Here is a 19,472-nt window from a genome sequence, read left to right on the forward strand (position 1 = left end):
CGGCGTACTCAAATATATATCGATTTGGCGCAGTGAGCGCCCAGGCTCAGTGCCGCGGATCCAGCACGTGGGAGACGGCCTGGGCCGCCTGTTGTGCGCCGGCGTCCAGCAGGTCCAGAATCACCATGGCCCGCAGCAGGTCGCCCCGGTTGGCCACGGTCAGGTCTTCCGACAGGCTGCCCTTGCAGGACGCCACGGCGTCGGATACCGGCCGCACGGCCCGGCCCTCATTGCCCAGATGCGCGGCGGTCAGGCTTTCCAGCACGTCCAGCAGATGAAATTTCCATTCTTCATTGAAGTGCAGATGCACGTCCAGGATGCGGCGCACATTGGCCACGCCGCGGACCATCCCGGCAAGGCTGGTGTAATCCAGCGTCCAGATATCCTTGTCCGTCACGCCGGTTTCGCCCGAGGGCGCGGCGCGCAGATTGGCAAGGTGTGCTTCCTGTATGGCGTGGGTGCGGGCGTTCTTGAAGGCCTGCAGTTCGATGACGGATCCCATATCTCCCTCCCTGGTTCTGAGACGTCCCCCTTCCGGCGCGTGCGCCGGGTGCATCCGCGTCCATGCGATTGCGGGCTGGACATCTGCTTCTTCGGCCATCCCAGGAAAAACTTGAGGCCTGGGCGTCATTTGTTCTCCGGGGGGGAATATGGGTACAACGCAAAGTATTTATTTGGATTTTTGTTCAATAGCTGCAGGCGGCGCTCCAGCTCTTCCAAAAAAATCAGCAGCTCTTCCCGCCTTGGGGAGTGCTGCGCCGCCTCTAGTGCACGCTGGACCTTGACGATGCCCGATTCCAGCCGGCCCCGTTCCACCTCGCGCATGGCCGGGTAGCTTCTGGCAGGATCCTCCCGGGGCACGGCCAGTTCCTGGCCCGTGGTGGCGTTCTCGTTCTCCCAGATGGTCAGCACATTGCCCTGGGCTGCCGCCGCAACGGGCGTGATCAATACCATAGTCATGAAGATGGCGAGTGAATATGCCATTGCCCCTCCGCAAGGCGTGTCAGCGGTCAAGCCGGTGGCGACTCCTGCCCGTCTGGCGTGCAGGGGAACCGAAGCGTCACCGTGGCCCCGGCACCGGGCTTGCTTTCCACGGTCACTTCGCCGTGGTGCTCCAGCATGATCAGCCGTGTCTCGCACAGTCCCATGCCCACATTGCCGGGTTTGGTGGTGAAAAAGGGATCGAAAATGAACGGCATGTCCTTGGGGGAGATGCCGCAGCCGTCGTCCTTGATGCGCACGGCCACGCCCTGCGGGCCGGGCTGCACGTCCGTTTCCACGCGCACCCGGCCATCCACGGCGGCCTCCAGGGCATTGACGTAAACGGCGCGCAAGGCCCGGCGCACCTGCACCGGGTCCACCATCAGCGGTCCCGGCAAACAATGGACACTGCACTGCATGTCTGCCGTCACGGAACAATACTGGCAGCGGGCCTCCTCGGACACCGCCTGCACCAGCTCGGACACGGACACCGCCTGCCGCTCCAACTGCGGCAGGGAGGCATACTCCGCCACGGCCTTGACCGTGCGCTCCAGCTTGACGGCCTCCTCGCGGATGATGTCCAGCTTCTGCCGGGCCTGCTCGGGCAGGCGCACGCCCCTGAGCAGCAGCGAGGCGAAGCCGCCGATGGTCATGGCCGGATTGCGAACCTGATGCGCCACGGAAAGCGCCAGGCGGCGCAGACTCTCCGAGCGCTCCTGCTGCAGGGCATGCACATGCTCAAACAGGGCCTTTTCCCGCGCCTGCCGGAGGTGCAGCTCCGTGACATCCTCCACCAGCAGCACGATGCCGGCCACGGCCCCCTGATCGCGCAAAAAGGAGGACGTGACGGCCAGACGCCGCGGGGCATCCTCTCCGGGGAAGGAATAGGGCGTTTCCCGGCGCAGGTGAATGGGCTCCTGGTTGATCACGTCCACCAGGATCTGATTGAATTCGTAGTTTTCCTCGCGGGAAAAGAAGCGCTCACCCCAGCCGCCGCCGGTGAGTTCCTCGCGCGAGAACCCCAGCACGGCAGTGATGGCGGCATTGACGAACACCACCTCGCCGGCGGCATTGATCACCATGCAGCCCTGGGGCATGCTTTCAAGGATGTTGTCCACGAAGATGTGATCGATGGCCACCCGCGCCCTCCTCTGCCGGTCAGTCTGCGCGTTCGATTGGTCCCGTCATGCTATCCTCCAAAAGCCTGCCATGCGTCAAGACGATGCCGGCGCCGCCATGGCGGATGACCTTTGCCGGATTTGCTGCTACACACCTCGCATGCCCACCGCCGACCTGCATCTGCACACCCACCACAGTCATGGCACGGCCGACGTGGCCGCCATGGTCCAGGCCTGCCTGGACCGCGGCATCCAGCTCGTCGGCATGACCGAGCACGCCCCGCGCCCCGCCGGATTTCGCTATCCTGCGGAAGAATTCCAGGCCCACGTGCTGCAGCAGTTTTCGCAGTATGTGGCCGAGGTGCTCGCTGCGCGCCAGGCCTTTCCCCAGGCGGAAATCCTGCTCGGCACGGAAGTGGACTACGTGGCGGAGCATGAAGACTTTTTTGAACAATTCCTGCAATCCGCCCCCTTTGATTACACCCTGGGCGGCGTGCACTTTATTGGCCCCTGGGGCTTTGACTTTGCCCAGGCTGAATGGGACGTGCTGGACGAAGACGCCCGCCGCGCCGCCTACCTGGACTATTACGCCCTGGTGGCCGGCATGGCCCGCAGCCGGCGCTACACCGTGGCCCCGCATGTGGATCTGGTGAAGATCTTCAGCCGCGAGACCCACGCCCGGTTCCTGGATTCCGCCGACGGCCGCCGCGCCGTGGGCGAAGCCCTGGACGCCCTGGCCCAGGCCGGCATGTTGCTGGAGATCTCCACCGCCGGCCTGCGCAAGCCCTGCCGGGAGATCTATCCCGGCCCCACGGTGCTGGGCTGGGCCATGGAACGAGGGCTGGCGTGTTGTCCGGCGTCCGACGCCCACGCCCCAAACCAGGTGGCCTTTGCCTTCGATACCCTCACCGCCTACGCCCGGGAACACGGGGTGGAAGGCTGGACCGTGCCTGGACCCTGCCACGCCGGGCAGTCAGGCCGACGCCGTCTGCCGCTGTAGCGCACACCTTTTTTGTCAGGCAGACTCGGGAACACCCGGCCGCCGCGGCCCGCAGCCGTGCTTGCGCAAGTGTGGGGTCTTGGTGTACTCGTTCCGGGATCCCGGATGCCGTGCACGCCGCTGGCGCCCTTTGCCTGCTGCAGGGCTGTTGCCGGGCATCGCTTCGGAATCACTTCACCACTCCCCCGCCAAGGAGCAGCCGTCTCCCCATGAGGAAACGAGGTCCCTTCACCCTCGAAGCCAGCCCGGACAAGCCCTTCGCGCACGCCGCGCTGAACCTTGCCGGCCCGCTTCTGGAACGCGTGACGCAGCTTTCCGGCGTCAACGACATCTACGCCCGTGCCACGCAGACGCCCGGCCCCAACTTCTGGGCCAGGGTGCTTGCGGCCATGAACCTGACCATCCAGCTTTCCGAGGAAGCCCGGGCCCGCATCCCGGCCACGGGTCCCGTGGTGGTGGTGGCCAACCACCCGTACGGTGGCATTGAGGGCATCATCCTCGGCGCGCTGCTCATGAGCATTCGCGAGGACGTGCAGTTCATGGCCACCTACCTGCTCAGCTACATCCCGGACCTTGCGGACAAGGTCATTTTTGTGGACAACTTTGGCGGCAGCGACTCCCTCAAAAAAAACATCCAGCCCCTCAAGCAGTGCATCCGCACCCTGCGCGAGGGGCACATGCTGGCCATCTTCCCGGCCGGGGAGGTCTCCAGTTTCGACCTGCACCGCCGCCGGGTGATAGACCCGCCCTGGAACCCCACGGTGGCGCGCATCATCCAGAAAACCGGCGCGCCGGTGCTGCCCATCTTTTTCCCCGGCAACAACGGGCCGCTGTTCAATGCCGCCGGGCTCATCCATCCCCGGCTGCGCACCCTGCTGCTGCCGCGCGAGCTGGTGCGCCGCCAGCGCCGCTGCTTTCAGGTGCAGGTGGGCAGCCTTATCCCGGCCAAGAAGCTCAAGCGCTACGAAAACGAGCAGCAACTGCTGGCCTATCTGCGCCTGCGCACCTACATGCTGGACAAACGGCCCGATTCCCCCGGCGGCCGTCCCCGGTTCCGCTTGCTCTCCCTGCTCAAGAAAAAAGTGCTCCCGGCGGCACATCATGTGGCCAAGCCCACCGCGCCCATCGAACAGAGCCAGGACCCCGCCGTGCTGGCTGCAGAAGTGGCCCGCCTGCCCCCGGAAAACCTGCTGGCCGAAAGCGGCAAGTTCAAGGCCTATGTGGCCTCGGCCCAGGAAGTCCCGGCCATCCTGCAGGAAATCGGCCGGCTGCGGGAGGTGACCTTCCGCATGGTGGGCGAGGGCACAGGCAGATCCATCGACCTGGACCGCTACGACCAATACTACGCCCACCTGTTCATCTGGAACCAGGACACGCGCGAGGTGGTGGGCGCGTACCGCGTGGGCAAGTCCGCCAAGATCATTGAGGAACACGGCATCGAGGGGCTGTACACCTCCTCCCTGTTTTCCTTCAAGCCGCAACTCTTCGAGCGCATGGGCCCGGCCCTGGAAATGGGTCGTTCCTTTGTCCGCCCGGAATACCAGAAAAGCATCGTGGCCCTGCCCCTGCTCTGGAAGGGCATCTCCAGTTACGTGCTGCTGCACCCGGATTACAAGGTGCTCTTCGGGCCGGTCTCCATCTCCAACGATTACACGCTGATGTCCCGCGAGATGATCGTGCGGTTCCTGCGGGAGAACAACTCCCTTTCCGAGTTCTCCAAACTCGTCAAACCCCGCAAGCCGCCGCGGCTGCGCTGCATGAAGCTGCACGAGGTGCGCGAATTCCGCGCCGTGCTCTCCAATATGGAAGACGTGGCCGAGGTGGTCTCGGACATCGAACCCGAAGCCAAGGGCATTCCCGTGCTGCTCAAGCAGTACCTCAAGCTGGGCGGGAAGATCCTTTCCTTCAATGTTGATCCGGACTTCAACAACTGTCTCGACGGCCTGATCTACGTGGATCTGCTGCAGACGCCTGTCAAAACCCTGGCCATGTACATGGGCATAGACAACGTCTACAACCTCCACGACTACCACGCCGCCAAGCAACGCCAGCCCGTGTGCACCCCATGAGCCAGAACCATCCCGGCAAGCGCATTGCCGATTCCATTGTGGTCATGAGCCACCAGATGCTCCCCGAAGACGCCAACCCCTACGGCAGCGTCCACGGCGGCGTCATCCTCAAACACATCGACACCACCGGCGGCGTGGCAGCCATGCGCCATGCCCGCACCAATGTGGTGACAGCTTCCATCGACCGCGTGGACTTCCTCAAGCCCGTGCGCGTGGGGGATCTGGCCATCTTCACCGCCCGGCTGGAGTATGCCGGCCGCACGTCCATGGACGTCTCCGTGTCCGTCATCGGGGAAGATCTCATCACCGGCCGCACCCAGCATTGCGCCCAGGCCATGCTGACCTATGTGGCCCTGGACCGCGACGGCCACCCCATTCCCGTGCCGCCGCTGCTGCTGGAGACGGACGAGGAGCGCCAGCGCTCCGAGGCCGCCGCCGCCCGCCGCAAGCGCAGCGCCGAAGACAAAAAAGCCACGCGGCAACGCGGCTGATGCCACGACGAGGGAGCCCGGAACAATCTACGCCCCCCGGAATCTTTCGTTTTTTGGATAGCCGCATGCCTGCTTCCCTTCCCCTTCTCCGCCTGGACCACGCCTCGGTGCTGCGTGGCGGCTCCCTGGTGCTGCAGGACCTCTGCTGGGAACTGCGCCCGGGGCAGCACTGGCTGCTGGTGGGCGAGAACGGCGCCGGCAAATCCACCTTCCTGCAGCTGGTCCGCGGCGAGCTCTGGCCCCTGGACCGCCACGCCCGGCTCTATGGCCTGGATGGCGTGCTTGACCCCTCGCCCATCGGCCTGCGCACGCGCATGGGGCTGGTCTCCCCGGCGCTGCAGGAACGCTATCAGCGTCAGGGGTGGCACATCCGGGGGCGGGAGATCGCCGCTTCCGGCTTCGACGACGCCTTTCTGTGCAACCGGACCCTCACCGCTGCCGAAGCCGCCCGCCTGGATGAAACCCTGACCCTGTGCGGCGCGGCAGATCTGGCGCAGCGGCCGCTCTCCTCCTTCTCCCAGGGGGAACTGCGGCTCCTGCTGCTGGTGCGGGCCCTGGCGCCGCTTGTCCAGCGGCCGGCCCTGCTGCTGCTGGACGAGGGATTGGAAGGCCTGGACACGCCGGCGCGCCGGCGCATCACCGCCGTGCTGGAAGCCCTCATGGCCCGGGCGGACGGTCTCGGCCTCATCCTGGCCGCGCATCGGCTCGACGAGCTGCCCTGCGGCCTGACCCACGTCCTGCGGCTGGACGGCGGACGCCTCGTGGACCAGTCCACCCTGGACGCCTTCTCCCCGGACCACGCCACGCCCTGGACCGACCCCCCTGCCGCCGCGCCCTGCCCCATTCTGCACCGGGCCGGCACGCATCGCGCCATGGTCCCCCACGCCCCCGGCCGCGAGCCGCTGCTGGACATCGCCCACGCCGATGTCTTCGTGGACCGCGCCCACGTGCTGCACGATGTTTCCTGGACCATTCCGCACCCCCGCCTGCCTGCGGACGGCGGCCCCTCCTGCGACCATTGGGTCGTGCTCGGTCCCAACGGCGCAGGCAAGTCCACCCTGATGCGCCTGATCCAGGGTGAGCTGCCCCCGGCCCTGGGCGGCAGCATCCGCATGGCCGAGGTCCCCACGGTCCTGGAGCGCCGGCAGGCCGCGCCGCTGGTCTCCCCGGCGTTGCAAGCCACCTACACCTATGACGACACCGCCGCGGATGTGGTGGCTGCCGGCTTTTTCGGGGCCATCGGCCTCTGGGAAACGCCCACCTCCGCGCAACGGCGCATGGCCATGCATTGGCTGGAACACCTGGGACTGGCGGACCTGGCCCAGCGGCGACTCTCCACCCTGTCCACCGGGCAGGCCCGGCGGGTGTTTCTGGCCCGCGCCCTGGCTCCCTGCCCGCCCCTGCTGCTGCTGGACGAACCCTGCGCCGGCCTGGATCCCGCCGCCCGCCGGCTCTTCCTGGAAACGCTGACCCGCGCCGCCTCCGCCGGGCCGTGCCTGATCCTGGTCACGCATCATCCGGAAGACTGCCTCCCCGTGTTTGGCAATGTCCTCGTCCTGCGCCAGGGCCGCGTGCAATACGCCGGCCCCCGGGAGCACTGCCCCCAGGCCCTGCTGGACGCATTGCTGCATACTGGTGAGGCATAGCGCGTGATCCCACCTGCTGGCGCAACTGATTCCCCCGAACACGGCATGAAGCCGTACACGCCCCCTCGCCTGCCGCACGCCTTCATCCAGGCTGCCGGCGTCTTTGATGCGGACGAAGCCTTGCGCTGCTTCGCCGCCGGGGTGGACGTGGTGGGCATTCCCCTGCGGCTCAATCATCATCGCCCGGATCTCTCGGAAGCCGCCGCCGCCGCCCTGGTAGCCACGGTACGAGCCCGCAACCCGCGGCTGGCCTTCGCCGTCATCACCTACGAGGACGACGCCTGCGCCGCCGCCGGCCTGTGTCGCGCCGTGGGGGCCCAGGCGCTGCAGCTGCACGGGGACATCGCCGCCGAGGCCGGCCTGCGCCTGCGCACCCTGCTGCCCGACGTGCTGCTGATGAAATCCTTGATCGTGGGATTGCGCGACGAAGCCGGCCTGCATGATGAAATGCAGCGGCATGCCCCCTGGGCCGACGCCTTCCTGACCGACACCTTCGATCCCACCAGCGGCGCCATGGGCGCCACCGGCCAGATCCACGACTGGACCGTGAGCCGCCGGCTGGTGCAGCAATCGCCCCGGCCGGTCATCCTGGCCGGCGGGCTTGTGCCCGGCAACGTGGCCGCGGCCGTGGCAGCCGTACAGCCCGCCGGGGTGGATGCCCACACCGGTCTGGAGGACGCCGCCGGCAGCAAGGACTGGGCCACCCTCGCAGCCTTTGCAGCCCGGGCCCGGCTGGCGTTTGCCGGGCTGGCTCGCTGAGGCGCGCCCGGCGCGTTCTGCGTTTACGCTTGTGCGCAATGGAACTTGCACCCGCCCCGGAAATGCGCTAGGGACGTGCAAACATCCTCGCAAAGGAGCCCATCATGGCCACGTTCTATGTCCTCCTTGGTCTCGGCAGCGCGCTGCTCGCCGTATGGCACATCAAGAAGTTTGGCGACAATCTGGCCAAGGAAGATCACGGGCATCATCATCACTGATGCGTGCCTTCGTTCGGGCGCTTTCGGGGGGACCCCGGTTCCCCCGATGCGTGTCGGGGTGGTCGATCATCTATTCTGTATAGAATAATTGCGAGCACTGACGGCATCCGAACTGGACCCCGGCGCAGCGCGATGAGACCGACTTTCGTTGCCGGGCGCTGCCGCCTGGCCGGGCTCCAACCAGGCGCAACACCGCACTCGCATGGCCGACCCCACGCCCGCCCCGTCCCCTCCCGTCATTCCCTTGCCACTGGTGGAACATCTGTTCGATTCCCCGGTGGAACTGTTGCCCCTGCTCAACAGCATCCCCCTGCCGGTGGTGCTGCTCTCCAAAGACAAGCGCGTGCTTCTGCTTAACCGGCCAGCCCAGGCCCTCACCGGCTTTTCCCAGGAAGACGCCCAGGGCCTGCCCTGCCGCCACGTGCTGCGCTCCAGCCTGTGCGTGCGCGGCTGCCCCCTGGATGCACTGGGGGCCGAAGACCGCGCCGTGGTCCACGAGGCAGACATCATCAACAAGCTGCGCCAGCGCATTCCCGTACGGGCCACACAGTCCCCGGCCGTCACCTCCCAGGGCCGTCTGGCCGGGTACATCGAATGCATTGAAGACTTGCGCCCCCTCTCGGAGATGGCCAACCGGCAGCAGGCCGGCTTCACCTTCGGCCGCATCGTGGGGCGCTCCCCGCAGATGGAACGGCTTTTCCAGCTGGTGCCCTCCATCGCCTCTTCGGACTCCTCCGTGCTGGTGACCGGCGAAACCGGCACGGGCAAGGATCTGCTGGCCGAGGCCATCCATCAGGCCTCGCCCCGGGGCAAGGGCCCCTTCGTGAAGGTGAACTGCGGCGCCCTGCCGGAATCGCTGCTGGAATCCGAACTCTTCGGCCACCGCAAGGGCGCGTTCACCGGCGCCACCGAAAACAAGCCCGGCCGGTTTCAGCTTGCCCATAATGGCACGCTGTTTTTGACCGAAATCGGGGACCTGCCCCTGACCCTGCAGGTGAAGCTACTGACCTTTCTGGACGACCGCGTCATCTCCCCCCTGGGCGGCAGCATGCCCGTGCCGGTGAATGTGCGGCTCATCGCCGCCACCCACCGCAACCTGGAGGAGATGGTGCGCGCCGGCACGTTTCGTCAGGATCTCTTTTTCCGCCTCAATGTGGTGCGGCTGCACATCCCGGCCTTGCGCGACCGCGAAGAGGATGTGGATCTGCTGCTGGATCACTTCCTGCGCCGCATCAACGAGGAATTCAAGAAGCACGTGCAGACCTTCAGCGACGAAGCACGTGACATCCTGCTGCATTATGCCTATCCTGGCAACGTGCGCGAGCTGCGAAACATCGTGGAATACGCCGTCAACGTCTGCAACGGCAGCCGCATCGAACGCACCCACCTGCCTTCCTATCTGCTGGAACAGTCAGACATCCTGCCCGTGGCCTTCCGCCGGCTGGAGGCCGGTCCCGCTGCCACCGCCCTGCCTGTGCCAGCCGGCAACCCGGCCGTGCACGAGGGCGACGCATGGTCTGATATCGAGAAACGCATGATCCTCCAGGCCCTGGCCCAGGCCAAGGGCCGTCGGGGCAAGGCCGCCGATCTGCTCGGCTGGGGCCGCTCCACCTTGTGGCGAAAAATGAAGCTGTACGGTCTGGATACATAAGAAGCCCCGGAGTCCGGCATGCCGCGTCTGCTCATCCCCCTGCTCGGCCTGGAAGTGGCCCCCCGGTTCGATCTAGCCACGGAAGTCTGGATCGGCGAGCTGGATGCCGCCACGCCGGAACACATCACCGGCAGCACCATCATCGTCCTGCCCCAGGCCTCGGCCGAGGATCTCTGCCAGCTGATCCTCAAGGAAGCCGTGGATGTGGTGCTGTGCGGGGGCATTGAGGAAGAATTCTACGACTATCTGCAGTGGAAACGCATCCAGGTGATCGATTCGGTCATCGCCCTGGCAGACGACGCCGCCCGGGCCTACGGGCGCGGCGAGTTGGGGCCGGGCACGCCAGACATCCGGGTGCTGCTGCCGCGCGGCTGAGTTGCTGTTTCGAATTGTTCCATATTGTCTTGTTCTTTTTTTATCAAATTGTTTCAAATCGTTTCCAGTTGAAACACCCCGGCGTGTGGGAAATCCACGCAACCGCTCGAAATTCCACATTCCGTCCATCTTGGCACGCCTCTTGTTAAATCCTGGTCATGTGCGGTGCGCCAATGTGCCGCATGTGAAAGAAGTCGCAAGGAGGTCGCCATGTTTCGATTCCTGCAATCCATCAAGTCCTTTCTGGGCGGCGGCAACGCGTCCCGGGAGCCCCGGCATGGCGGGTTGGAAGACACCTATGCCGCCGTGGCGTTTGCGGAACGCGGCGAGCATACCATGGCCGCGCGCGACATCCTGGGCGCCGTGCAGCGCGATTCCCGTGTGCGGCACAGTCTGGGGGCACTTTTGCCAGACCCTGCCCGAGCCCATTGCCGAGGACGTGCTGGCCTGGCTGGACAGCCAGACCGTGCGCATCGGCCGCGACGTCTTCACCATGCTCCAGGCCCTGCAGGCCATGGCTCCGAAGCAATACAGCGCGCTGACGGAACGATTCCGCGACATCTACCGGGATATCAACGCCACCCTGCGCCCGGCCTTCGTCTCCCCCGACGGCCCGCTGACGTTGCGCATCTCCGAAATGAACAGCGGCATGGGCGGCGTGGTGGGCGGCAAGATGGCCCAGCTGGGCGAGCTGCGCAACCAGCTGCTCTTCAACGTGCCGCCGGGATTCGCCGTCACCGTGCACGGGTTCGCCCTGTTCCGGGACGCCATTGGCCTGACGGATCTGGTGGCCATGGAGTGCGGCAACCTGTCGCCCTCCAATCCGCAGGAACTGCACGCCGCCTGCACGCGCATCCGCAAGACCATCATGGCGGCCACCCTCCCCGACGAGCTGGAAGAAGCCATCTGGAAACAGTTCGCCCGCCTGCAGTCCCTCAAGGGCAAGGATGTGGCCGTGGCCGTGCGCTCCAGCGCCGTGGGCGAGGATGCGCCGGGCGCCTCCTTTGCCGGCCAGTTCCGCACCCTGCTCAATGTGCGCGAGCATGCGCTCATCGACGCCATCAGGGAAGTGATGGCCAGCTTGTGGTCCCCGGCAGCCGTGAGCTACCGCAAGCGCCTGGGCATGCGCGAAACAGAAGCCGTGATGGCCGTGGGCGTGCTGACCCAGGAAAACGCCGTCTGCGGCGGCGTGGCCTACTCCCGTCATCCCCTGGATCCTGGCCTGGACGCCGTGACCATCGCCGCCAACTGGGGCCTGCCCAAGAGCGTGGTGGACGGCGCCGTGCCCACGGACCACTTCATGGTCTCCCGCTTCACCCCCATGCGCGTGGTGGAACGCCGCGTGGCCATAAAGCAGCGCAAATTCATCTGCCTGCCAGAGGAAGGCGTCTGCCGTCTGGAGGTGAACCCCGAGGACGCCGCCCGCCCCAGCCTGGACGACGCCCAGGCCATCAAGGTGGCCCACGCGGCCATGCGGATGGAAGAATACTACGGGCATCCCGTGGATATCGAATGGTGCATCGGCGCGTCCAACACGGTCACGGTGCTGCAATGCCGCCCCCTGGAGGTGGCCCGGGACGTGCAAACCCAGCATCTGCCCCCGAGCATCCCGCCGCTGCTGCACCAGGGCCGCACCGCCTCCCCCGGCGCAGCCTGCGGCCCGGCGTTCATCATCCAGAAAGAAGCGGACATGCTCCAGTTTCCCGAAGGCGCCGTGCTGGTGGCGGAAACCGCCTCCCCGCGCTATGCGGCGCTGTTGCCCAAGGCCGCGGCGGTGCTCACGGAGCACGGCAGCCTGACCGGCCATCTGGCCAATGTGGCCCGGGAGATGGGGGTGCCGGCGGTGTTCGGCCTGGAAGACGCGCGTACGCGCGTGCATCCCGGCAAGGAGCTGACCGTGGATGCGGATCTGGCCATGGTCTTCCCCGGCCGGGTGCGCCAGGTGCTCGCGCGGCCCACGCCGCGGCCGATGCTGGGGCAAACCCCCGGCCGCACCGCCATGCGCGCCGTGCTGGAAAAAATTGACCCCCTGACCATGGTGGATCCCCACGCCCCCAGCTTCCGGTCCGCCTCCTGCAAGACGTGGCACGACATCACCCGCTTCTGCCACGAAAAAATCGTCATGGAGCTGTTCGAGCAGGCCGAGAGCCTGGACCAGAAGATGGACGATTGCGACATGCGCGAGTGCCGCCGTCTGGTGGCGGAAAACGCCATGCAGTTCTGGGTGCTGGACCTCGGCGGCGGCGTGAAGCCCCGCTCCGAGGAGCTGGAAGTGGTGGAAGGCGTGTACATGGGCCGCAAGATCTCGCGGACCATCGTCAAGAAGATCGTCACCCTGGAAGAAATCGTCTGCGAGCCCATGCAGGCCGTCTGGCGGGGCATGATGGCCAAGCCCTGGGAAGGCCCGCCGCCCATCGACTCCCGCGGGCTCATGAGCGTGTTCATGCAGGCCACCACCAATCCCATGCTGGACGTGAGCCGCGGCTCACCCATGCAAAACAAGAACTACTTCATCATCTCCAAGGATTTCGTCTGCCTGCAGTCGCGCTTCGGCTTTCACTTTCTCACGGTGGAGGCCCTGGTGACGCCCGATCCCTCCAATGCCTATGCCCTGTTCCGCTTCCGCGGCGGTGCAGCGGACTTGGAACGCCGGGCCACCCGCGCCCGTCTGGTGGGCGATCTGCTGGCCGATCAGGGCTTTGCCATCGATTTGCTGGACGACGCCCTAAACGCCAAGGCCGACAGCCTGCCCCCGGACAAGATGCTGCGGCAGCTGGAAGTGCTGGGCTACCTGCTCATGCACACCCGACAGCTGGACATGATCATGGCCGACCCCGCCATGGTGGCCCGCTACCGCGCCGTCCTGCAGCAGGACATCAAGGCCCTGTACGCCGGCAAGTCGCTGACATCCGCCCCCCCGGGCTAGGGCGTTTTAATTTTTTGGAAGAGGACATTGGACCACGATACAAGTCTTTTGGAAATGGTCCCCCGCTCGCACCACTCTTCTTTTAAGGATAATCTCCTTCAGGACGCCGGCGGCTGATCCCGCCGCCAGAAATTCCCTTGCGCTTGCGCCGGGGGGTGTCTATTTTCCTCGGCATGACCATCCCTGGCATGATGTCCGGCATCCGCTGGGCCGCCCTCCTTCTGGCCCTGGCCGGCTTGTTCCTGGCGTGTTGCAGCGAGGGCGAAACCGCCCGCAAGGTGGATTTTTCCAAACGCCAGGACCTGATGCCGCACCTGCCCAGGGACGGGCTGACCTACGCCTACCTGCCCCAGTATTCCCACACCATCTCCTATGCCCGGCATTACCGGCTGGTGGAACACCTGCGCGCCGTGACCGGGCTGCCCATCCGCCAGGTGTTCCCGGCCACCTTTGCCGAACACATCGACATGGTGCAGCGCGGGGAGATCGACATTTCCTACGTCAACCCCTTCGCCTATCTGAAGATGGCTCGCAGCGGCGCCTTTGCCTTTGCCCGCATCATCGAACCCACGGGCTCGCCGGCGTTTCGCGGGGAAATCATCGTCCGGGCGGACAATCCGACCATCAAGACCATTGAGGACTGCCGGGGCAAACGGCTCATGGCCGTGGATCCCTCCTCGGCGGGCGGCTTTCTCTTCCCCATGGGCCTGTTCCTGGAACATGGCGTGCACCTGGGAGATTTCGCCGAGGTGGCCTTTGCGCCGGGTCCGGGCGGCACGCAGGAAAAAGTGGTGCTGGCCGTGCACGCCGGGCTGTACGACGTGGGCGTGGTGCGCGACGGCACCCTGAGTCTGCTGGCCGACCGCATCGACATTTCCACCATTGCCGTCCTGGGCCGCTCCAAGGCGTACCCGGGCTGGCTGTTCGCCGCACGCCAGGGCTTGGCGCCCGAGGTGGTGGAGGCGGTGTCGCGGGCGTTGTTCTCCCTGTCCATGAATTCGCCCCTGGATGCGCCCATCCTGGAGGCGGCCCACATCCAGGCCGTGATCCCGGCCCGGGATGCGGAGTATGAGCCCGTGCGGGAGCTGGTGGCCCGCCTGGAGGCGGATCTGGCCCGGGGCCGTGTGCCGCACCAGGCACCGACAGACATGCTGACGGAGGGGATGGAATGAGATTTTTTCCGGGAACCATCGCCCGCAGCCTGCCCTTTGCCACCAAGCTGGGGCTTGGCATCAGCGCCATCGTGCTGTTCGTGTCCGTGGCCATGACCGCCACCTTCCACGAAATGGCTTCCCGCTCCCTGACCAGCGAGGGCAAGAAATGGGGCCGCATGCTCTGCGAGAACCTGGCCCTGCGCATCCGCGATCCGCTGCTGGCCCAGGATCTGCTGCGCATCAAGAACCACGTGGACGAGCTCAAAAGCGCCGGCAACGACGTGGCATACGCCTTTGTGATGGACGCCGAAGACCACGTGCTGGCCCACACCTTCCAGGGTGGCTTTCCTGTGGATCTGCCCGCCGCCAATGCCATGCCCCCGGGCGAGACCTTCCACATTGAACTCATCGATACCGGCACCCTCCTGGTGTACGACTTCGCCGCCCCCGTGGTGGTGGCCGGCAACCGGCTGGGCGTGGCCCGGGTGGGGCTGTCCAAATCCGGGGTGGAGGACGTCATCCGCGCCCTCATCGATCCGGTAATCAACGTCTCCTTCCTGACCATGATCGTGGCCGTGGCCCTGGCCACTCTGTATGCCCGGCGCGTCACCCGACGCATCAACATGCTGCGGGAGCATGCGGCCTCGGTGGTGGCTGGCCGGCTGGAGCTGCCGGACACCCTGCCCAAGCCCCGCGTGTGCTGGAAGGAAAAGCATTGCTCCCTGGCCAAGTGCCCCGTGCATGGGGACAGCTCCCTGCCCTGCTGGTACATCGCCGGCAACCTGGCCGCGCATCCCGAATGCTTCGAGGGCCACTGCACCCCGGCCACGGACGAGGCCTGCGCCAACTGCGAAGTGTATCTGGAAAATGCCGGGGACGAAATCCAGCAGCTCAGCGAAACCTTCAACATCATGACCTATACCCTGCGCCTGCACCTGGACGAGCTGCACGCCGCCGAGCGCGAGCTGACCCGCCAGAAGGAGCTCATGCGCACCATTCTGGACGCCACGCCGGACTACGTGGCCCTGCAGGACCGCGATTACAAGTACGTCGCTGTCAACAAAGCGCTTTCCGAGATGCTCGGCAAGAGGGAACCCGCCATCGTGGGCCAGGGGGATGCCGCGCTCGTGCCTCTGGCCGAGGCCCGCCGCAACCACGAAGCCCTGGAGCGTATTTTCCGGACCGGCCGGCGCGAGGAGGAAGAGATCCAGCTGCACCGCGAAGGCGGCGCGCAGTGGCTGCACATCGTCCGCGTGCCCGTGAAGGACGATACCGGCCGGGTAATGGCCGTGGTCCGTTCTGCCCGGGACGTCACCCAGCTCAAGAGCATGCAGGACCAGCTCATCCAGGCGCAGAAAATGGAATCCCTGGGCAAGCTGGCCGGCGGCGTGGCCCACGAGATCAACACGCCCCTGGGCGTCATCCTCGGCTATTCCCAGCTCCTGCAGGAGGATGTGCCGCCGGAGTCCACCATCTGCGCCGACCTGCAGATCATCGAAAAGCAGGCCAAGGTCTGCCGCAAGATCGTGGCCGACCTGCTGGGCTTCTCCCGTCAGGCAGCCAGCGCCAAGATGGAGATGTGCTTCAACAATTCCCTCATGGAAGCCGTGACCCTGGTGCGCCACACCTTCCAGCTGGACAAGGTGGAAATCCAGACAAAACTTGACGACCGCCTGCCCATCATCTACGGCGATCCGGAAAAGCTCAAACAGGTCTGGATCAACTTGCTGAACAACGCCCGAGACGCCATGCCCCACGGCGGCCTGCTGCGCGTCACCTCCCGGCTGGAAAGCGAACGCGGCGTGGTGCTGGCCACCTTTGCCGACACGGGCGAGGGCATTCCCCCGGAAAACCTGCCCCGCATCTTCGACCCGTTCTTCAGCACCAAGAATGTGGGCCAGGGCACCGGGCTGGGGCTGTCGGTCTCCTTCGGCATCATCAAGGACCACGGCGGGTCCATCTCCGTACGCAGTCCGGCGCCGGACATGGCGTCCGGTCCCGCGGGTCTTCCCGACCTTCCCGACCTTCCCGACCGCGCCGGGCCGGGCGCACAGTTCATCATCGAACTGCCCCTGGACCACTCGGATCTGGAGCTTCCCGCCGGCAAACCATCCGGCAAAACGCCTGCCTCCGCCGGGACGGCGTGAGCCACTCCACCACAAGGACCCCCATGGCAAACATCATCGTGCTGGACGACGTGGCCGACGCCGGCGTGCTCATCAAGCGCATCCTGGAGCGCAAGGGCCACGCCGTGACCAGCTTTACCGAAGAGGAAGAAGCCCTGGCCTTTGCCGCCAAACACCGGCCGCAGCTGGCCATCCTGGACATCAAACTCAAGAAGATGACTGGCGTGGAAGTGCTGGACGAGCTGAAAAAGATCGACGCCGGCATCAAGGTCATCATGCTCACAGGCTATCCCACCCTGGAAACGGCGCGCGAAAGCGTGCGCCTGGGCGCGGACGAATACTGCGTGAAACCCATCGACAAGGACGAGCTCGAATTCAAGGTGGAAGAGGTGCTCGCCAAGTAAGCCCCAGCCGTGGTATGCAGGTCCCCGTGCTGAACAAGGAACTACTGAAACACTGGACCTATCAGGTCTTTGCGCCGGGGACGCTGCTGCGGGTCCGGTACGAGGCGTTTCGCGAGCTGCTGGCCCTGGACGAAACCTGCCTGGAGCGCATCACCGAGCTGGAAGACATCCACTACGGCCGCCGCGCCGTGGACTGGACCCGCGTGGTGTATCTGGTGCACGAGCTGGAGGACCTCGGCCGCAAACTCGTCTCCGCCCTGACCTCCCTCTCGCCCACCAAGGGCGTTGCCTTGATGGAATATTTCCAGAAGATCGCCTTCTATCTGGAAATGGCGGTGGACATCGCCCCACCCGAAGCCGCCCCGCCCTTTGTGCTGCCCCTGGACCCCAAGGCCCCGCCGGCCCAGCTGGGCGGCAAGGCCGCCAATCTGGTGCAGGCCCGCCAGCTTCCGGACATGCCCATGCCCCAGGGCTTCGTCATCGCCGCCAGCGCCTTTCATTATTTTCTGGAAGCCAACAACCTGCGCGAAGCCCTGGACGAACAACTGCGCACCCTGCGGCTGGACGATCCCGAGGGCCTGGAGCGCGCCAGCGCCACCTTGCAGGCCCTGGTGCGCGAGGCCGAGATTCCCCCGGCCATCCTGCAGGAGCTGGCCCAGGCCCGCGCCAGCCTGCCCACCCCGGCCGCCCGCCTGGCCGTGCGCTCCAGCGCCGTGGCCGAGGATGCGGCCAATTCCTTCGCCGGGCAGTACGACAGCCTCCTGGACGTGGTCCCCGAGGATCTGCCCGAGGCCTGGCGCACCGTGGTCATGGGCAAGTATTCCCCCCGGGCCCTGACCTACCGCATTCTTACCGGCCTGTCGGACCTGGAAACGCCCATGGCCGTACTGGTCATGCCCATGGTGGACGCTGCCTATGCCGGCGTCTGCTACACCCGCGATGCGGACCGCTCCGCCAGCCTGTGCGGCATGATGGCCCTGTACGCCGTGCCGGGGCTGGGGGAGAATCTCGTCAGCGGCCGACTGTCTCCCGGGGTGTTCTGCATCGATCCCGGCGCGCCGCCGGCGCATCCCCCGGCCATCCTGCAGCGGCCGCCCGGCTTTGCCGGTCTGCCCGACGAGACCGTGCGCCGTCTGGCCCGCATGGCCTGGCAACTGGAGCAGTTCTTCGGCAGCCCGCAGGATGTGGAATGGGCCGTGGACCGGGCCGGTGCGCCATGGATTTTGCAAACCCGGCCCATGCAGCAAGGCCAGACGGCCACGCCCGCCGCCTTTGCTGCAGAGCAGCTGCCTGAGCATATCCCCGGGCATCTGCCCGAGCATCTGCCCGAACATCTGCCCGAACATCTGCCGGATCCCCTGCTGTCCGGCGGCGTGTCCGTCTCCCCTGGCGGCGCCTGTGGCCCGGTGGTGCACGCCCGCACCGAGGCGGCCATCCGCAGTGCGCCGGCCGGCTGCATCCTGATCACGGAATCCATGCCGCCCTCCCTGGTGCAGATCATGGGCCAGGTGGCCGGGGTGATCAGCCTGCGGGGCAGCCGGGCCTCTCATTTTGCCTCCGTGGCCCGGGAATTCGGCCTGCCGGTGGTGGTGGGTGGCGACCGCGTGTTTTCCCTGCTCCGGGAAGGCGAAGAAATCACCCTGGACGCCGTGCACGGCCACGTCTTTCCCGGCTGCATCCAGGCCGTGGTGGAGGCTGCCCGGCTGCCGCGCAAGTCCCTGGTGGCGGCGGCGCACTCCCGCCTGGGCAAGCTCCTGCCGCATGTGGCCACCCTCTCCCTCACGGACCCCACCTCCCCCCAGTTCCGGCCGGAAAGCTGCCGCTCCGTGCACGATGTGGTCCGCTTTGCCCACGAAACCGCGGTGCAGGAAATGTTCTCCCTGCTGGGCAAGTCTGCCCGCGGCATGGCCCGGGCCAAGAAGCTCCAGACCCGCCTGCCCATGAGCATGTACGTGCTGGACCTGGGCGGCGGCCTCTTTGCCGGCGCGCGGGACAAGGCCGAGATTGTCCCGGACGACATCACCTCCACCCCCATGTGGGCGCTGTGGTGGGGCATGTCCAGCGTGCCCCTGCCGGCCGCCTCCCTGCCCATGGCCGACTGGGAATCCCTGGACCGCCACAGCGGCGGGCTGCTGCTGGACGACAGACTGCTGGCCAGCTTCGCCGTCATTGATGATGCCTACGCCCATCTGATGCTGCGCTTCGGCTATCATTTCTGTGTGGTGGACGCCCTGTGCGTGCAGGGTGGGGAAAAAAACCATGTGGCCGTGCGCTTCAAGGGCGGCGGCGGGCAGTATCACCAACGGCTGCTGCGGCTGGATTTCCTCCGCCACGTACTGGAGGCGCAAGGGTTTTCCATCAAGACCATGGGAGATTTGTTCGAGGCCCGTCTGGCCGGGGTGGACTGCAACACCCTGCGCCGCCGGCTGGTGGTGCTGGGTCGGTTGCTGGCCACCACCCGGCTCATGGACATGGCCCTGGACACCCCCGAGCAGGCCCACGCCCAGGCCCGGGAGTTCCTGGACGCCATGGCCGCCGAGCAGGAACACTAGCC

At 66.2% G+C, this 19,472-nt stretch carries 15 protein-coding genes; 12 read left to right on the plus strand and 3 right to left on the minus strand.

From position 1 onward, the window contains the following. Positions 1 to 46: 46 nt before the first annotated feature. The 3 genes from DGI_RS13545 to DGI_RS13555 all read right to left on the minus strand — a co-directional run bounded on the left by DGI_RS13545 (position 47) and on the right by DGI_RS13555 (position 2,120). Complete coding sequence (locus DGI_RS13545; protein ID WP_021761705.1) at positions 47 to 502, minus strand: hypothetical protein; 456 nt, start codon at positions 500 to 502, stop codon at positions 47 to 49. A 125-nt stretch (positions 503 to 627) separates the two neighbouring features. Next, positions 628 to 984, minus strand: coding sequence for a hypothetical protein (locus tag DGI_RS13550; protein WP_021761706.1), 357 nt, complete (start codon positions 982 to 984; stop codon positions 628 to 630). Between the two features lie 26 nt (positions 985 to 1,010). Continuing rightward, positions 1,011 to 2,120, minus strand: coding sequence for a sensor histidine kinase (locus DGI_RS13555; RefSeq protein ID WP_021761707.1), 1,110 nt, complete (start codon positions 2,118 to 2,120; stop codon positions 1,011 to 1,013). A gap of 70 nt (positions 2,121 to 2,190) precedes the next feature. Between DGI_RS13555 and DGI_RS13560 the strand changes: the two genes are divergently transcribed. The 12 genes from DGI_RS13560 to DGI_RS13615 all read left to right on the plus strand — a co-directional run bounded on the left by DGI_RS13560 (position 2,191) and on the right by DGI_RS13615 (position 19,470). Further along, on the plus strand, positions 2,191 to 3,099 hold the full coding sequence (locus DGI_RS13560) for a histidinol-phosphatase (protein WP_158407335.1): 909 nt from the start codon (positions 2,191 to 2,193) through the stop codon (positions 3,097 to 3,099). A gap of 209 nt (positions 3,100 to 3,308) precedes the next feature. Beyond that, positions 3,309 to 5,168: a lysophospholipid acyltransferase family protein gene (locus DGI_RS13565; protein WP_021761709.1), complete on the plus strand. Its 1,860-nt coding sequence runs from the start codon at positions 3,309 to 3,311 to the stop codon at positions 5,166 to 5,168. Then, positions 5,165 to 5,659 carry an acyl-CoA thioesterase gene (locus DGI_RS13570; RefSeq protein ID WP_027192874.1) on the plus strand — a complete coding sequence of 165 codons (495 nt, stop codon included), beginning with the start codon at positions 5,165 to 5,167 and terminating at the stop codon, positions 5,657 to 5,659. The genes DGI_RS13565 and DGI_RS13570 overlap by 4 nt, the downstream gene beginning before the upstream one ends. A gap of 65 nt (positions 5,660 to 5,724) precedes the next feature. Beyond that, positions 5,725 to 7,305, plus strand: a complete 1,581-nt coding sequence (locus DGI_RS13575) for an ATP-binding cassette domain-containing protein (RefSeq protein WP_051286272.1) — start codon at positions 5,725 to 5,727, stop codon at positions 7,303 to 7,305. A gap of 3 nt (positions 7,306 to 7,308) precedes the next feature. After that, positions 7,309 to 8,064, plus strand: a complete 756-nt coding sequence (gene trpF / locus DGI_RS13580; protein WP_154661658.1) for a phosphoribosylanthranilate isomerase — start codon at positions 7,309 to 7,311, stop codon at positions 8,062 to 8,064. Positions 8,065 to 8,484: 420 nt separating this feature from the next. Then, the gene (locus tag DGI_RS13585) at positions 8,485 to 9,933 is read left to right on the plus strand and encodes a sigma-54 interaction domain-containing protein (RefSeq protein WP_021761714.1); all 1,449 of its coding nucleotides are present in this window, start codon (positions 8,485 to 8,487) and stop codon (positions 9,931 to 9,933) included. A gap of 18 nt (positions 9,934 to 9,951) precedes the next feature. Next, positions 9,952 to 10,308 (plus strand): NifB/NifX family molybdenum-iron cluster-binding protein, encoded by a 357-nt coding sequence (locus tag DGI_RS13590; RefSeq protein WP_021761715.1) that lies wholly within the window; start codon positions 9,952 to 9,954, stop codon positions 10,306 to 10,308. 379 nt (positions 10,309 to 10,687) lie between these two features. Continuing rightward, positions 10,688 to 13,234: a PEP/pyruvate-binding domain-containing protein gene (locus tag DGI_RS13595; protein ID WP_021761716.1), complete on the plus strand. Its 2,547-nt coding sequence runs from the start codon at positions 10,688 to 10,690 to the stop codon at positions 13,232 to 13,234. 191 nt (positions 13,235 to 13,425) lie between these two features. Continuing rightward, positions 13,426 to 14,406 carry a phosphate/phosphite/phosphonate ABC transporter substrate-binding protein gene (locus DGI_RS13600; RefSeq protein WP_021761717.1) on the plus strand — a complete coding sequence of 327 codons (981 nt, stop codon included), beginning with the start codon at positions 13,426 to 13,428 and terminating at the stop codon, positions 14,404 to 14,406. Then, positions 14,403 to 16,535, plus strand: coding sequence for an ATP-binding protein (locus DGI_RS13605; RefSeq protein ID WP_021761718.1), 2,133 nt, complete (start codon positions 14,403 to 14,405; stop codon positions 16,533 to 16,535). The genes DGI_RS13600 and DGI_RS13605 overlap by 4 nt, the downstream gene beginning before the upstream one ends. A gap of 23 nt (positions 16,536 to 16,558) precedes the next feature. After that, entirely contained in the window at positions 16,559 to 16,918 is a 360-nt protein-coding gene (locus DGI_RS13610) for a response regulator (RefSeq protein ID WP_021761719.1), read from the plus strand. A 14-nt stretch (positions 16,919 to 16,932) separates the two neighbouring features. Beyond that, on the plus strand, positions 16,933 to 19,470 hold the full coding sequence (locus tag DGI_RS13615; protein WP_034606990.1) for a PEP/pyruvate-binding domain-containing protein: 2,538 nt from the start codon (positions 16,933 to 16,935) through the stop codon (positions 19,468 to 19,470). The last annotated feature ends 2 nt before the right edge of the window (positions 19,471 to 19,472 follow it).

The sequence above is a fragment of the Megalodesulfovibrio gigas DSM 1382 = ATCC 19364 genome, from assembly GCF_000468495.1.
Taxonomy (GTDB): domain Bacteria; phylum Desulfobacterota; class Desulfovibrionia; order Desulfovibrionales; family Desulfovibrionaceae; genus Megalodesulfovibrio; species Megalodesulfovibrio gigas.

Excerpts from the sequence above, each read along its gene's own strand:
- DGI_RS13545 (WP_021761705.1), bottom strand. The coding sequence starts at position 502 with ATGGGATCCGTCATCGAACTGCAGGCCTTCAAGAACGCCCGCACCCAC.
- DGI_RS13550 (WP_021761706.1), bottom strand. The coding sequence starts at position 984 with ATGGCATATTCACTCGCCATCTTCATGACTATGGTATTGATCACGCCC.
- DGI_RS13560 (WP_158407335.1), top strand. The coding sequence starts at position 2,191 with ATGCGTCAAGACGATGCCGGCGCCGCCATGGCGGATGACCTTTGCCGG.
- DGI_RS13565 (WP_021761709.1), top strand. The coding sequence starts at position 3,309 with ATGAGGAAACGAGGTCCCTTCACCCTCGAAGCCAGCCCGGACAAGCCC.
- DGI_RS13570 (WP_027192874.1), top strand. The coding sequence starts at position 5,165 with ATGAGCCAGAACCATCCCGGCAAGCGCATTGCCGATTCCATTGTGGTC.
- DGI_RS13575 (WP_051286272.1), top strand. The coding sequence starts at position 5,725 with ATGCCTGCTTCCCTTCCCCTTCTCCGCCTGGACCACGCCTCGGTGCTG.
- DGI_RS13585 (WP_021761714.1), top strand. The coding sequence starts at position 8,485 with ATGGCCGACCCCACGCCCGCCCCGTCCCCTCCCGTCATTCCCTTGCCA.
- DGI_RS13590 (WP_021761715.1), top strand. The coding sequence starts at position 9,952 with ATGCCGCGTCTGCTCATCCCCCTGCTCGGCCTGGAAGTGGCCCCCCGG.
- DGI_RS13600 (WP_021761717.1), top strand. The coding sequence starts at position 13,426 with ATGTCCGGCATCCGCTGGGCCGCCCTCCTTCTGGCCCTGGCCGGCTTG.
- DGI_RS13605 (WP_021761718.1), top strand. The coding sequence starts at position 14,403 with ATGAGATTTTTTCCGGGAACCATCGCCCGCAGCCTGCCCTTTGCCACC.
- DGI_RS13610 (WP_021761719.1), top strand. The coding sequence starts at position 16,559 with ATGGCAAACATCATCGTGCTGGACGACGTGGCCGACGCCGGCGTGCTC.
- DGI_RS13615 (WP_034606990.1), top strand. The coding sequence starts at position 16,933 with ATGCAGGTCCCCGTGCTGAACAAGGAACTACTGAAACACTGGACCTAT.